Annotated in this window: 13 protein-coding genes; 4 read left to right on the top strand and 9 right to left on the bottom strand. The window is 69.5% G+C overall.

Features of this window, described 5'->3' with window-relative positions; genetic code table 11:
• Window positions 1-514 precede the first annotated feature (514 nt).
• Entirely contained in the window at window positions 515-1,420 is a 906-nt protein-coding gene (locus ACWEOZ_RS09855) for a hypothetical protein (protein ID WP_451910332.1), read from the top strand.
• 667 nt (window positions 1,421-2,087) lie between these two features.
• On the opposite strand, the gene ACWEOZ_RS09850 is transcribed toward ACWEOZ_RS09855, so the two are convergent.
• From ACWEOZ_RS09850 to ACWEOZ_RS09835, 4 genes are all read right to left on the bottom strand, one after another.
• On the bottom strand, window positions 2,088-2,858 hold the full coding sequence (locus ACWEOZ_RS09850) for a class I SAM-dependent methyltransferase (RefSeq protein WP_451910331.1): 771 nt from the start codon (window positions 2,856-2,858) through the stop codon (window positions 2,088-2,090).
• Window positions 2,859-3,118: 260 nt separating this feature from the next.
• Window positions 3,119-3,709, bottom strand: a complete 591-nt coding sequence (locus ACWEOZ_RS09845; RefSeq protein WP_451910330.1) for a DUF3885 domain-containing protein — start codon at window positions 3,707-3,709, stop codon at window positions 3,119-3,121.
• A gap of 127 nt (window positions 3,710-3,836) precedes the next feature.
• On the bottom strand, window positions 3,837-4,340 hold the full coding sequence (locus ACWEOZ_RS09840) for a hypothetical protein (RefSeq protein WP_451910329.1): 504 nt from the start codon (window positions 4,338-4,340) through the stop codon (window positions 3,837-3,839).
• Window positions 4,341-4,402: 62 nt separating this feature from the next.
• Entirely contained in the window at window positions 4,403-6,418 is a 2,016-nt protein-coding gene (locus tag ACWEOZ_RS09835) for a fibronectin type III domain-containing protein (protein ID WP_451910328.1), read from the bottom strand.
• A 253-nt stretch (window positions 6,419-6,671) separates the two neighbouring features.
• On the opposite strand from ACWEOZ_RS09835, the gene ACWEOZ_RS09830 reads away from it, so the two are divergent.
• Entirely contained in the window at window positions 6,672-7,472 is an 801-nt protein-coding gene (locus ACWEOZ_RS09830) for an alpha/beta fold hydrolase (protein ID WP_451910327.1), read from the top strand.
• Here the strand turns inward: ACWEOZ_RS09830 and ACWEOZ_RS09825 are convergent.
• The 4 genes from ACWEOZ_RS09825 to ACWEOZ_RS09810 are packed head-to-tail and all read right to left on the bottom strand — an operon-like array spanning window position 7,453 to window position 11,727.
• Window positions 7,453-9,123: a PQQ-dependent sugar dehydrogenase gene (locus ACWEOZ_RS09825; RefSeq protein WP_451910326.1), complete on the bottom strand. Its 1,671-nt coding sequence runs from the start codon at window positions 9,121-9,123 to the stop codon at window positions 7,453-7,455. The two genes, ACWEOZ_RS09830 and ACWEOZ_RS09825, sit on opposite strands and share 20 nt — an antisense overlap.
• A gap of 25 nt (window positions 9,124-9,148) precedes the next feature.
• Window positions 9,149-10,240, bottom strand: a complete 1,092-nt coding sequence (locus tag ACWEOZ_RS09820; RefSeq protein ID WP_451910325.1) for an SMP-30/gluconolactonase/LRE family protein — start codon at window positions 10,238-10,240, stop codon at window positions 9,149-9,151.
• A 60-nt stretch (window positions 10,241-10,300) separates the two neighbouring features.
• Entirely contained in the window at window positions 10,301-11,287 is a 987-nt protein-coding gene (locus tag ACWEOZ_RS09815; protein ID WP_451910324.1) for a S66 peptidase family protein, read from the bottom strand.
• On the bottom strand, window positions 11,284-11,727 hold the full coding sequence (locus tag ACWEOZ_RS09810; protein WP_451910323.1) for a MarR family winged helix-turn-helix transcriptional regulator: 444 nt from the start codon (window positions 11,725-11,727) through the stop codon (window positions 11,284-11,286). Before ACWEOZ_RS09810 ends, ACWEOZ_RS09815 begins: the two co-directional genes overlap by 4 nt.
• 111 nt (window positions 11,728-11,838) lie before the next feature.
• Between ACWEOZ_RS09810 and ACWEOZ_RS09805 the strand changes: the two genes are divergently transcribed.
• The gene (locus ACWEOZ_RS09805) at window positions 11,839-12,567 is read left to right on the top strand and encodes a dioxygenase family protein (protein ID WP_451910322.1); all 729 of its coding nucleotides are present in this window, start codon (window positions 11,839-11,841) and stop codon (window positions 12,565-12,567) included.
• A 15-nt stretch (window positions 12,568-12,582) separates the two neighbouring features.
• The gene (locus ACWEOZ_RS09800) at window positions 12,583-13,464 is read left to right on the top strand and encodes an SDR family NAD(P)-dependent oxidoreductase (RefSeq protein ID WP_451910321.1); all 882 of its coding nucleotides are present in this window, start codon (window positions 12,583-12,585) and stop codon (window positions 13,462-13,464) included.
• 34 nt (window positions 13,465-13,498) lie between these two features.
• Here ACWEOZ_RS09800 and ACWEOZ_RS09795 read toward each other — a convergent pair whose 3' ends face one another.
• Window positions 13,499-13,972, bottom strand: coding sequence for a MarR family winged helix-turn-helix transcriptional regulator (locus ACWEOZ_RS09795; RefSeq protein WP_451910320.1), 474 nt, complete (start codon window positions 13,970-13,972; stop codon window positions 13,499-13,501).
• Window positions 13,973-14,021 lie beyond the last annotated feature (49 nt).

Raw genomic sequence — 14,021 nt, 5'->3', positions numbered from 1 at the left:
TGGCATCGGCCGGCGCGGCGGGCCGCACCATGGCATTCCTTCCTCGCTCCTGGAGCTGGACTTCAGCCGGCGGCAGTCCTGCGGACCCTGGAAGGTACGAGCGACAACTCGGTCGGCCTTCCCTTCTCGCCTCAATGGTCCAGCACCGGTACCAGGCGTCAAGGACGCACCGCGTCGCTTCGCGATGGTCTGCGGCCACCCTTGACTCCTTGCATCGGTGCTGGTGGGGCGCTCTTGAGGGGGCCGGCAGAAGAAGGGTTAGCACTGCAGCTACCAGTCCGGCCGTTCTTGGTGGTGATGAACAGGGGTCGTGCAGACCGCCACCCTGTTGTGGGGTTCGGCGCTGCGGCGTAGCTGGGCCGGGCGGACGTGGGCGCGACGATGCTGGCGGCTGCACGCCCCGAGAGCCACGTTAAAGAAACTTAAGGAAAGCTTGCTCAGCGTCATGAACTGCTGCCGCATCACTGCTCGTATCTCTCGGCACAAGCAGTACCTAGATGAAGAGGAGCCGTGCATGTATCGACGCGGAGTCAGTAGCCGGACGCGCAAGCTGGTGATGGGAAGTGCCGCCGCAGCGCTGCTCGGCTCGGCGCTCGCGGTCGGCACGGGGATGGGCCAGGCCGCCGAACAGGGCAACGCCGGAGCCAGCTCCGGTAACATCAACGCTTTGGTGCCGGCGCTGGGTTTCAGCCCGGGCGATCCGAACGCGACGGCCGACCGCGTTGGCCCTACCGGGGTGAAAGTTCCCGGTCGTTGCCCACCCACTCAGGCCCAGGTGAACGCGCAGGTAGCGCTCAAGAATGCGACCTTGCCGAGTGGAGCGGACCTTGAGAGCCGCATCCAACGTTTTGAGAAGACCTTGTCGGCGATTCAGGACTTGAAATGCCCCGCGTCTTCCACGACTTTGCTGGGCCGCTTGAATTCCTTGACCGCGCTGCGCGGAAACGCGAACCGCGACAACATCGTGCGTGGTTTGGGTCTGAATGAAACGCCAGCGGATAAAGCCGCCGCCTCGGGATCCGGTGACGCGGCCGCGAGTGGAGCGACGGGGAACGCCGGGGCCGGCTCCGGTAGCATCAACGCTTTGGTGCCGGCGCTGGGTTTCAGCCCGGGCGATCCGAACGCGACGGCCGACCGCGTTGGCCCTACCGGGGTGAAAGTTCCCGGTCGTTGCCCACCCACTCAGGCCCAGGTGAACGCGCAGGTAGCGCTCAAGAATGCGACCTTGCCGAGTGGAGCGGACCTTGAGAGCCGCATCCAACGTTTTGAGAAGACCTTGTCGGCGATTCAGGACTTGAAATGCCCCGCGTCTTCCACGACTTTGCTGGGCCGCTTGAATTCCTTGACCGCGCTGCGCGGAAACGCGAACCGCGACAACATCGTGCGTGGTTTGGGTCTGAACGAAACGCCAGCCGGATAAAGCCGCGAGTATTGCGGCGCCGCAGAACGCGCCAGCGAAATGAGCGGCTCGCAGAGCGGCAACCTGATCCTTCGCTGATCCTGATTCACCGCACGGAACCGCCTCGCCGGAGGCCCTCGCACCAACGGGGGTCTCCGGCGCGTCCGTGTGTGGGCCATGCGCGCGGTGATCGTCGACTACTTCGACACGCTGACCGACCCCGGCGCTGAGGAGTATCGCGAGCCCCCTCGCGCACCGCACCGGCGAGCTGTCCGGCGTCTGCCGGCCACGGTTCTGGGAGGCGCTGGGGAGCTTCGGCGAGCGCACCATCGGGTCCACGGCGGGACGGAGAGCACGCTGAGGGCGGTGGCGCTTTCCCGCGGAGCGAGCCCGTCATCTGCCCAGCTCCCCGTCGCGCTCGCGCATCACCGGAGCGGTCATGCCCGCCTCCGAAGGCGCGGCACCACGCGCTCGGCGTCCTGGCGGAACTCCGGCGACGGGGGCTCTGGATCGGCCTGCTGAGCGACTGCGGTGCCGAGCTGGCGGAGTGCTGGAGCCCCACCGCGTTCATCCCGCTCGTCTTCTCCTGGCAGGAGCGATGCCGCAAACCCGATCCGCGGCCGTCCTGCATGCTGTCGTCGTACCTGGCGCTCACGCCGCCCCGGCCATGACGGGATGGATGGTCCGACTACCGGGCAGGAGCGACCCGCAGCTCGTGCAGGTAGGTCTTGATCACCACGCCTGCGTGGTCGTTGTCGATCAGGGCGCGGAGGTCGCCGAGCAGCCCGTTCCGCGATTGGTCGGACAGGGCGCGATGGCCCGAGTACGTGCCCAGGACATCGAGGTAGGTGTCCGCGGTGTACTCGATGTCGCGGACGTAGCGGCGTCGGGTCGCGGGTCCGAACAGCGTTGAGGTGTCGATCTCGTCGGTCGTGGCCGGGATGTCGTCGGGGGGCAGCAGCCGCTCGTCGGGGTCGGTGGCCGGATCCCAGCGCAGGTAGGCCTCCTGGGCCCGGTCGAAGAAGTCGACGCTGCCGCCGCGCACATGCGCTGTGGCGACCGTGGCCAGATGGCCGTCGGGCAGCAGGGCGGCGTAGACGCGTTGGGCCCGCACCTCGGGATCCACCCAGTGCCAGGCGGTGAAGCTGGTGACGAGGTCGACCGGACCCGGCGGAGTCCAGTCCTCGAAGGCTGCGTTGACCACGGTCACGTCGGGGAGGTTGGCCGCCAGGCGGGCAGCCAGGTTGGCTCCGATCTCGACGGCGGTGACCGTGGCACCGGTCGTGAGCAGTCCGCGGGTCGCCTGACCCGTGCCGGGCCCGATCTCGATCACGCTGCTGGTCGCGTCGAGGCCCGTCAGCCGCACGAGGTCGGCGAACAGCTCAGGTGGGTAGTCAGGTCGGGCGCGGTCGTAGAGGTTGGCGTCGGAATCGAAGATGCCGCGAAGGCTTACTGCCATCACCCCAGCATGCCCGAGGCGGGCAGCCGATTACCGCGCCCCTGGCAGTATGGGATCGGTCCGCCAGCAAGCGCCGTGGACGACGACGGCCAGGGCGACGCGTCAACGAACAGCATTCCGAGGCCACGGACGCGGACCGATCCGGGTCAACGGGACGGCGTTCTGCACATCTTGGGGACCACGTGGTCACGTGCGGTGTTCCGTAGCGCACCTTGACCGACAAGTGCAGAGAGCGGCCAGCCGACCTTTCGTGGATCGTCCTAAAGTCCTGCGGGATGGTGGGACAACCAACCTCCGTACGTGAGCTTCAAAGCGTCGCGCTGCTCTCGGGTGGGCAGGATGACGTCCGCCCCGCCGTCGTATGGGTGGTAGAGCCATTCCAAGTTCGGCGGAGCGATCATGACGTTGGACAGTTCGTCATCCGCGACAGCGCGAAGCAGTAGGTCGAGCTCAGGAGTAGCCAGGTTCAGCGATTCGACGTACAGGTGGGTATAGGTCTGTTGGTCCGAGTCCTCGATGACGGTGCGCCAATGCAACCCTCCTGGCGATAATTCCGCGCGTCGTGACGACAGAGGAGGGCTAGGCGCTTCAGTCTCGGTCCAGTCTGTAGTGAAGAGAAGAATCTTTGCGTCTGCGGAGAGTTCGCCGAGGATCGTACGGTGCCGCATCAGCACCGTGGCGTACTCGTCCGCTGTTCTGGGGTAGCGCCCCGACTCGGGCAGGCTGTGAAACCTGACCCACCGCTGTGGATAGTGCGTCTTCAGCTCGTGTGCGATCGGCAAGCACTCCGGCCACCGTTGAGCCCAGGTAGCGGTGAGGGGCACGAGGCTCAACGGTTCGGGCGAGATCATCTAATGGTTCTACAGCAATGCCGGGGCTTCCACGGCAGTGACCAGCCGCGGGGGAGGAGGTAGCCCGGCGCTGACCGTGCGCCGGCGCGTCACCGCCCAGCTGGCCTGCCGCGAAGCGAGCACTCCACTACTTGCGGCCGGACCGTCTCCGCCGGAGGGCCACGGCAACGCCCACGCCCACCAGGACGACCCCGGCCGCCGCGACCAGCGGTAGGTGCGACCGCCCGCCACTCGGTTGCTGCTGCGCGACCGGCGCCGCGGCCGCCGGCTTCGGTTCGCCGCAGCGGGTCGAGCCCGGCCGGCCAGATCCGCCACGCTGCACGTCGACCGGTGCCGCGCAGTGCCCGATGCCGGGTGCGGCGACGTCGATGGTCACCTGCCAATCGCCGTCGGGCAGCGTGCCTTCGTAGACAGCGGTGGAGGTGCCCTCCAGGCGGGCGAGTGCACTCGGTCCTACCTGGTCACCCGCGGACGATACGGCGACGATGGTCCCGGCCACCGGTTCGGTGACCGGATGCCCGTCGGCCCAGAGCAGGTCGACCGAGACGCTGCCGCGGCCGTCGTCGTTGACGGTGAGGATGATGCCGGCGTGGGCCTGCGCCGGGGCGGCCGTACCGACCGCGATCAGCACCGCCGCCAGGACGCCGCACCACCGGCTTGGCCGGTGGTGCGGCGGTGTTCCGGTCGTTCTGGTCACCTGACGTCGGCCGACCATGCCTGTTGGCGTACCCCTGACGGGTTCTGCAGGGCGAGCAGCGGCCGGCCTCCGTAGGAGGCGCTGCCCGGGCCGGCCACGAGGCCGCCGGTGGCCAGGGTCAAACCTGCTTCGGTACGGGTGACCTGCCACGTCGCCGCCGTCGCGCAGTCCTTCTGGACCAGTACGGCACCGGCCACGGCACGCCCCAGCGGGCTGACGCACTTGCCGGTCGCCTTCGACACCAGTTTGCCCCCGTCGAGGCGCCACGACTGGCTGGCCTCGCCGGTCGCGGCCTGGGTCACCAGGGGCGTGCGGTCGGCGCTGCGGGCCCCGTACACGTCGGCGGTCTCACCGGTGAGTGCGTTGGACAGCGAGAACCATTGCCCGGCCGGCGGCACGGCCGCCGCCGGGGTCGAGACCGCGACCTCGTCGGTGTAGTCGGCCGACCCCTTGGTGATCTTCATGCGGTAGGTGCGTCCCGGCGTGAGGCCGGTGATCGTCACCGCGGCCGAGCGGACCGTGCCGAGCGTACGGCCGTCGACGACGACCCCGTAGCTGCTGCCCGAACCCGCCGACGGCCAGCTGAGCCGGGCCGACGTGGTGGCGAGCTGCGCGACGGTGAGCTTGGCCGGCGCGGGACCCGGGTCCGCGCTGGGCTTGGTCGGGCTCGGCGCGGGCGTGGTCGGTGCCGGCTGGGAAGCGCTCGGGCCGGGCGTGGGCGGTGTGGTGCGGCTCGCGGACGGCGACGGGACCGGCACGCTCGGCGTGCTGGACGGAGCGGCCGACGGCGTGGCCGAGGGCGACGAGCTGGGCGTGGGCTCCGGCGCCCCACCGGTCTCGCCGGCGATGAGGAACTCGTTGCTGGCGACGTTCCAGTGCGACGCGAGGTAGCTGCCGGGCTGCGGGTCGGTGCTGTAGTAGTCGTCGTGGTTGCAGTCGAGCCGGTTCTCCTTGGCCCGGTCCGTGCACACGATCTTCACCGTGGTCTCCGGCGCGTCCTTGTAACACATGACGTCGTAGTCGTCGACGCAGTGACCGGCCTTGCTGGAGTTCGGGGCGCTGTTGCTGACGGCGCCGAGGTTGTGGCCGAGCTCGTGAGCCGCCACGCTCGCCGCCCAGCAGCCGGTGTCGCTGCGGCCGTACGACGGGCCGGCGTTGCTGCGGTTGCGTGCCGACGCCTGGTCGTCGCCCGCGAAGGTGCCGATGCCGCAGTACACGTTCGATTCGGCGAAGATCATGTACTTGCGGTCGGTGCGGCTGAAGCCGAGAGTTTTCAGCGCGCTGATGGTCTTGCTGAAGTCGTCGAGCTGGCCGGCGGGCACCTCGACCTCGCGGACGTCCACCTGGCAGTCCGAGGTGGTCACGTACCGCAGGTGCCGGTGTCCGCCGGTCTCCTGGGCGCTGGCGTCGTAGATGGTGTCCACGCCGGCGGCCCACGTACGGAAGGAAGCCTCGTACGCGGCGAAGCGGCTCGCGGTGGCGGCGGCGCGGACGTACAGGACCTGGACCCGCTTGCCGCTCTGCCCGTCGCCCTCGCAGACCACATCGCCCGCGGCAGCCGCCGCGCCGGCAGCCGTGGGGGCGGCGGCCGGAGTCAGGGCGAGCGCGTCGGGCTGGAGCAGCGGAGCCGTACGGGACGGCAGTTTCGATTCTTTGCGGACCGCGGCGACCGGCTGAACCCGCTTCTTCACGCTGAGGCCGGGAGGCGCCTCGTCGGGGCCGTGCGAGCACCGGCCGGTGCCGATCACCTCGTACTCACCCGCGCAGGACGTACCTTTCCCGCCGGGGCGCAGGCCCTTGTGCACAAGGCCTTCGCCGGGATCGTCGGCGGGCACGGAGGTCAGCGGTTCGGGTTCGGACACCGCTACGGTGCGCTCGCCCGGCGACGACGCCGAGGGAAGCAGCCAGGCGCTGCCGAGGGCCGAGGGGATACCGACGAGCCCGACCGCCAGGACACCGGTCGCGATGAGCGCGACGCGGCGCAGGGGGCGTCTGCGGCGGGGAGAGGACATGGATGCGGAGCCTTCCGGGGGTGAGACGGGCAAGCCTCGATCGGCGCCGTGGTGGCGGACGCCAGGAGGGGCCCCGACGGTATCGCCGCATCGACGTCCATCACCGCTCTTAAGCGAGACTTAATGTCGGCCTAGGCCACGTTTGAGTCGTCTCGCGGAGCTGATGCCAATACGTCGCCAAGTCGTGATCTACGGACGATGCCGGCGTCTGACATGCGGTAATCGGGCGGATACGCGTTGATAGGGTCGGCGCGTGCTGAATCCGTCCGAACACTTCGTCGGTGATCTACCCCTGGCGGTGTACGACTACGGCGGCTCCGGGCCCGACGTCCTGCTGATGCACGGGGGCGGGCGTACCCACAGCGACTGGGACGAGTTCGCCCGGGTGCTGCGCAGCGACGGCCATCGGCCGGTGGCGATGGACCTGCGCGGGCACGGGGCCAGCGGGCCCGGCCACTGGTCCTGGGAAGCCGCCGTCGCCGACGCCGAGTCCGTGGTGACGGCTCTCGGTCTGCGGACGCCGGTGGTCGTCGGGCATTCACTCGGCGGCATGGTGGCTGCCGTCTGGGCCGCCGGCCACGAGGACTGCCCGCTCGCCGTCAATGTGGACGGTCATGGCAATCCGACCCGTACCGATCAGATGCTCGGTCTCAGCGGAGAGTTCGCCGCCGACGCGCTGCGGCGGCTGCGGGCCGACCTGGACGACATGTCCCGGGGCATGTCGCCCGCCCTGCTGCAGATGATGCGTGAGGTGGACGCCCTCGACCTGCCCGCTGTCTATCGCCGCCGCCGCTGCCCGGTGCTCGTCGTGAGCGGGGCGCTGACAGTCGAGTTCGCCCTGCTCTTCGACGAGCCGGCGGCCTCGGCCTGGCGCGCCGGCCGCGACGCCATGCAGGCTGTGCTGAACGACCTCGCTCGTGCGTCGGACACCTTCGCCCACGAGGTGCTCGAGGCCGGCCACGATGCCCACCGGGAGGACCCGGAAGGACTGGCCCGTCTGGTGGCGGCGCAGCCGGCGCTGCCGGCGACCTCCGTCAGCTCTCGCCCAGGGTGATCTTGAAGATCTTCTCGTTGCTGTTGCGGGGGATGCTGTCCTTGTCGCCACCGGTGCTGGTGGTCAGCCACAGGTTGCCGTCGTTGGTCGGCTCGACCGTGCGCAGCCGGCCGTAGGTGCCGACGTAGTACTGCTGGATCCCGGTCAGGTGGTCACCCTCGATCACCGCTCGGTACAGGCGGGTGCCGCGCAGGCAGGCGATGTACATGACATCCCGGACGATCGCGATGCCGCTGCACGACGCTGCTGCCACCGGGTAGGTCTGGGCCGGGGCGATGAAGTCCTCGTTCGCGCAGGCGTCGCCGATGGTGCCCTCGCAGGCCGGCCAGCCGTAGTTGCCGCCCTTGACGATCAGGTTGGTCTCGTCCATCACGTTGTTGCCGAACTCCTGCTCCCACAGCCGTCCCTGGGAGTCGAACGCCAGGCCCTGCGGGTTGCGGTGGCCGTAGCTCCACACGTAGCTGCCCGGGAACGGGTTGTCGTCCGGGACGCTTCCGTCCGGGTTGAGCCGCAGCACCTTGCCGCCGAGGTTGGCCGGGTCCTGGGCCTGGTCCGGGTCCTGGCCGTCGCCGGCCGCCGCGTAGAGCTTGCCGTCCGGGCCGAACCGCAGGCGGCCGCCGTTGTGGTACTTGTTGCGGGGGATTCCGGTCACCAGGATCTCGCGGGACTCGGTGCGCAGCGTGCCGTCGTACTGGAAGCGGACGATGCGGTTGTCCGTCGCCGTGGTGTGGTAGACGTACAGCCAGTGGTCGGTGGTGAAGCTGGGGGAGACCGCCAGGCCGAGCACGCCGCCTTCGCCGTTGGTGCCGGCCGCGTCCGGGACCTTGCCGATGCTGTGCTTGCCGGTGCCGTCCGCGGCCATCGCCTGGATGGTGAACAGGTCACGCTGGCCGTAGAGGACCGTTCCGTCCGGAAGTTGCACCAGGCCCCAGGGCAGGTCGCGTTCAGTGGTCACCTGGGTGGCGGCGCAGACGGCGGCGCAGGAGCTTCCGGTGTGGACCTCGGCCGGGGCGCTGCGGGCCGACGTGTTGCCCTGGGCGTCGCGGGCGATCACCGCGTACGTGTAGGTCGTGTCAGCTTTGAGGCCGACGTCGGTGAAGGTGGTGGCGGGTGGGCTGGCCGCCGTACCGGTGAGACTGCCGACCTTGGCACCGTCGCGGAGCACGTCGTAGCCGGTGACCGCGACGTCGTCGGTCGCGGGTGACCACCGCAGGGTCACCGCGGTGCCGACGGCACTGCCGGTGAGGCCGGCCGGGACGGTCGGGGCAGTGGTGTCCGACGAGCAGAACGGCGGGGTGACCGACACGGTGTTGCTGGCCTGGGACACGTTGCCGGCGGCGTCCCGGGCGTTGACGTAGAAGCCCCAGCGGGCCCCGGGGACCACCCCGAGCGTGATCGTGCGTACCTCGGCGGTCGTCGAGCCGATCGCCTGGCCGTCGTGGTAGAGGTCGTAGAACGCGACCCCGGTTTCGTCAGTGGACGCCGACCACGTCAAGGTGACGGAGGAACAGCTCAGGTCACTGGCCGCGAGGCCGGTCGGGGCGGTGGGCGGCCGGGTGTCGGCCGCGGCCGCCCGGACCGGGGATCCGATCGCCACCGGTACGCCGATCAGAACGGCAACCAGGGCGGAAAATGCGCGCGGTGCAGTCATGAGTGGCCTTTCAACAACGAGATTTTCAGTACGGGTAACCGGGTACGCCCAGGTGCACGCTGTACAACCCGGAATCGCCCGTACGCCCGGAAGTGATGAACAGGGTCTGCCGGTCCGGGCCACCGAATGCCACGTTTGTCGTCCCCGCGGCGGAGGCAATGGTGCCGAGCCCGGCGCCGGTGGGACTGAAGACGTGGACGAGGCCGTCGGTGCCGGACGCCCAGTACACATTGCCGGCGCAGTCGATCGTTCCGCCGTCGGGTCCGGCGATCGACGCGAACAGGGCCCGGGTGCCGGTGCTGCCGTCTGCCCGTACGGGATAGCTGTAGATTTTGTTCTCGCCGTAGGCGCCGACATAAAGGGTGCTGCCGTCGGGGGACAGGGCGATGCCGTTCGGTTCCCGCAGGGCGTCGTCGACCAGCGAGACAGTGCCGCCGGAGACGCGGAAGACGTTGGTCCGGCCCCTCATCGCGTCGGATCGCCGGCCGCGCTGGAAATCGGGGTCGGTGAAATAGATGACGCCGTCGGAGCGGATCGTCACGTCGTTCGGGGAGTTGAAAGCCGCTCCCTGGAAATTGGCCGCCACCACCTGCCGGGAGAGGTCGCCGAGCTGATAGCGGGAGACACTGCGCTGATCGTGAGTGGCCGCGAGGACCGACTGGCCGTCCGGGGAAACGGCCAGACCGTTGCTGCCCGATTCGGCGATCACCGTTTCGACGGTGGCCGAACCCGGGGTGTATCGCAGCATTGTCGACGGTTGCACGCGCTGAGGGCCGGTCGCCGCGCGCATGTCGGACATCAACAGATAGCCGGGGTCGGCGACCCAGGTCGGGCCTTCCAGGAATGTGCGGCCGCCGATCAGCCGCGAGGCGGTGGTCGTCGGCGAGGCGAGCGGCGGCCCGTACTCGGCGCCGGTCGGGCAGACCCCGGGCGGGGCGCCGGGCGGCAGGTCAGCCGCTTGCGCGACGGTCGCAACGGCCGTGCCGGCGACCAGCAGGAGGCCGGCCGCGCCCGCGGTCACCAAGGCAATTCGCGTTTTCATGGATGTCCTCGTCATGGGTTCAGACATTGACGACGTTCGAACGATAACGCACCCTTCGAACTCCGTCGACCGCAACTGTTTCGTGAATAAACGTTATGTCGATGCGCATGCCGTGGTCGGTACCTGCCGCCGTTGTCAGCCGGATACTTCGGTCGCCGCCCGGACCGCCGGTTCGAGGAGGGACAGTTTCCGCTGCTCCGCGTCGAGGGCGACGCGGATGCCGACCGGCATCGGCAGGTTCGGGCCGGCGTGTCCGACCTCGACGTTGCCCAGAACCGGGATGTCGCGGTCGCCCAGGACGTCGAGAACTATTTCCCGCAGGGTCGGTTCCTCCAGGCCGTCGATCTCACGGGGAATGCCGACGACCATGCCCGAGATTCGGTCGAGGATGCCGCTGTGCCGCATCACCTGCAGATAGCTCCACACGTATGCGGCCAGTCCGCCCATCTCCTCCCAGAACAGCACCGCGCCGTCGAAGCTCTCGGGCGGCAGGGCGAAGGGCGTCGCCTGGGCCAGCACGATCCGGTTGATGACTCCGCCGATCAGCCGGCCTTCGGTGCGCCCGGGCCGCCAGCATTCCCAGGTCTCGCTCGCGGGCAACGGACCGATCGCCTCGGTGCTGGTCAGCAGTCTCGTGTAGAGATGTTCGAGTTCCGCTCGACGCGTCGCCGGGGCGGTCTGCCAGTTTCCGCCGAAGCCGGGAGTGGCCATGTCGGCGTGGAATCCCACCAGTCCCGTACGGGCGTGGAGCACCAGATGCAGCAGGGAGATGTCGCTGTAGCCGAGGATCGGCTTGGGGTCGGCCCGGATCGCCTCGACATCGATGAGATCGAGGTAGCCGAGTGCCGTCTGGCCGCCGTCATTGGCGATGATCGCGCGCACTTCAGGATCACGCAGCAGGGCGTTCAATTCCGCCGCGATCTCTGCCGGCGCGGCCGCGCTCCACCAACGGTGCCGGCCGGCTTGCAGCAGCGGCGCCCGGCGTACGCGGAAGCCCATCCGCTCGAGCATGGCCACCGTCTTGTCGACATGGGGCTCGTAGATGGCCTGGAGTGGCCCGGACAGCGCGGCGATGACGACCAGGTCTCCGGGCTTGAGGGCGCGAGGGCGAAGCAGGGTCATCCGGCTGAGTATTCCGGCCCGGGCGGTGCCATCGCTTTGATTAACAGGCGGTGCAGGCGGCGCTGCTCTGCCTCGGTCAGGCGGGCTATCGGGGTGCGGGTCGTCGCTGTCTCGACCAGGCGGCGGCGGGCCGCGCGGCCCGCGTCGGTCAAGCGCAGCGCTTTGGTGCGCCGGTCGCCGGGGGCGGGCGCGCGGACCGCGTAGCCGAGCTGCTCCAGCCGGTCGGCCAGGAACGTCACCGTGGACGGGTCGCAGCCGAGCTTGGCGGCCATCTGCCGCATCGACGGCGCCGGGGCCGACGGCTCCAGCTGCCACAGGGCGTCGGCCAGGGCGTGGGTGAGTTTCAGTTCGGCGAGGACGTCCTCGATCCGCGCGTTCGTCGCGCCGTCCATGGCGTGCACCAGCCGGAGCAGCTGGTAGGTCAACGACTCACCATCCATGGCTCCAGCGTACCCAGACGCTTGGACACTCCAATACTTGACTAGTCCAAGCTTTACCGGGAGCATGGCCGATGCTTGGAGAGTCCAAGCATTTCCGACCGAGGAGCCGGCATGGACGCGATCGCGGGGAAGCGGGAGCCGGTGCGGGACCGGGTCCGCCGGCGGGTGCTGACGACGTTGCTCGGCTTCATCGACAACGATGCGGCCATTCGGCGCGCGGCTGTCCTCGAACCGGGTCAGGCCACCGCGAACCAGGGGAACGGGCCGTACTACGTGCCGGGGTCACCGCTTCGGCGTGACGTCCGGGAGGGGCGGGACGGAGTTCCGCTGCTGCTGCGGATCCGTGCCCTGGAGGTCGGCTCGCTCACACCGGTCGCCGGCGCGACGGTCGAGATCTGGCACTGCGACGCCGACGGCATCTACTCCGGCTATCAGCGCTTCGGTGCGGACAAGTTCCCGGCGCTGGTTTCGCTCGCGCTGCGGCGGTTCCGGCCGACGGACTCGGCGATGTTCCTGCGCGGGCGGCAGGTCACCGACGATTCCGGGTACGTCGCATTCCAGACCATCGTGCCGGGCTGGTACACGCCGCGGACAGTGCACATCCACGTACGGGTCAGTCTGGGCGGCAAGGCTCTGCTGGGCACCGAGTTGTACTTCTCCGACGACTTCGCCGCGCACGTCCAGTCGCTGCCGCCGTACGTGCGACGGGGCCGCAGCCCGTACCGCAACCCCACCGACATCGAGATCCGCATGGCCAAGGGTTCGCCGGGCAGCTGGCCGGCCGTGCGCCCGGCCGGGGACGGCCATCAGGCTGACGTCGCCCTCCAGATCCTCACCTGAGCCAGGAGTGTTGCCATGACCACACGCACCGCCGTTGTCACCGGCGCGGCCGGAGGCCTCGGACGGGCCACGGCCCGGTACCTGCTGGCCGCCGAGTTCGACATCATCGCGGTCACGCGCGACGCGGACAGTGCCCTCGCCGTGCGACAGGCCCTCGCCCCGGATGCCCACGGTCGCACGGTGCACGCGCTGCACGCCGACCTCACCGACCGCGACGACGTTCGCACGCTCGCGGCACGACTCCGGGAATCCGTCGAGCACGTCGACGTGCTGATCAACAACGCCGGCGCGGCGTTTCCCCGGTACGCGGAGACCGCCGACGGCGTGGAACGGACGCACGCCCTCAACCACCTCGCGCCGTTCCAGCTCACCCACCTGCTGCTGGCCGACGGTCTGTTCGCCGCCGACGCTCGCATCATCACCATCTCCAGCGACCTGGTGACCCGCGGGCGCCTCGACGCCGACGACCCGGACGTCACCGGCGTCTCCTGGCGTGACCAGTTCTCGCAGCTCGCTGTGTACGGCACCGCCAAGCTCGCCGGCGTGCTGGCAACCGTCGCGCTCGCGGATCGGCTTCCGGCCGGCCTGGCGGCCTACAGCGCCAACCCCGGCGTCATCAGGACCGGCTTCAACGCCAAGTCCGGTGGCCTGCTCAAAGCGGTGTCCGCGGTCGCCGGACTCCTCGCCCAGACGCCGGACAAGGCGGCCCGGACGCCGGTCCTGCTCGCCACGGCCACGACGCCGCCGGCTCCGAACGGTGGCTTCTTCGCCAAGAGGGCGAGCGCCACTCCGCCGCCACCGGCCCGCGACGCCGAGCTGGCAGCGGCGGTCTACGAACGCACGGCGCGCGTGCTCGGCATCGACGCCTTGCCGCGGCCGTCTAATGTGGCCGGATGAGGCGTAGACCAGGATGGCGGGCCGTTCGTGAGGCCTACCGGTCGTCCGGGCGGGCGACTTCCTTGATGTAGCCGTTCATCGTGGCCACGAAGTCGGTGATGAAGCGTTCGGCGTGGGCCAGCTCCTCGGGCGAGTACCGCGCCATCATCGCGTCGACGTGGCCGATGAGGGGGCTGAAGAAGCTCGCCAGCATGTCCTCGACGCCTTCCGTCGCGCGCAGGGTCACGATGCGGCGGTCGGCGCTGTCCCGTACCCGAGTCACGTGGCCGGCTTTCTCCAGGCGGTTGAGCAGCGAGGACGTCGCGCCGGGGGTCAGGCCGATGCGGTGGCTCAGGGCGGCCTGGGTCAGCGGTGCGCTGCGGTCCTCCGCCGAGAGGATCTCCACGATCGCGTTCGCGTCGGTGGTGTGCAGGCCCATCCGCGCGCCGAAATGGCGGCCGAGCTCGGCGAAGGCCATGCCGTGCTCGCGGAGGCCGTCGAGCAGGCGGTCTCGCTGGGTGCCGGTCACGCCGGAACCATACCACCGTCAAACAGTTTGACGGTAAAACAATCACACG

Source organism: Actinoplanes sp. NPDC004185 (assembly GCF_053603475.1).
Note: the sequence above shows the minus strand (reverse complement) of the source record. Positions and strands in the feature narration are given on the sequence as shown.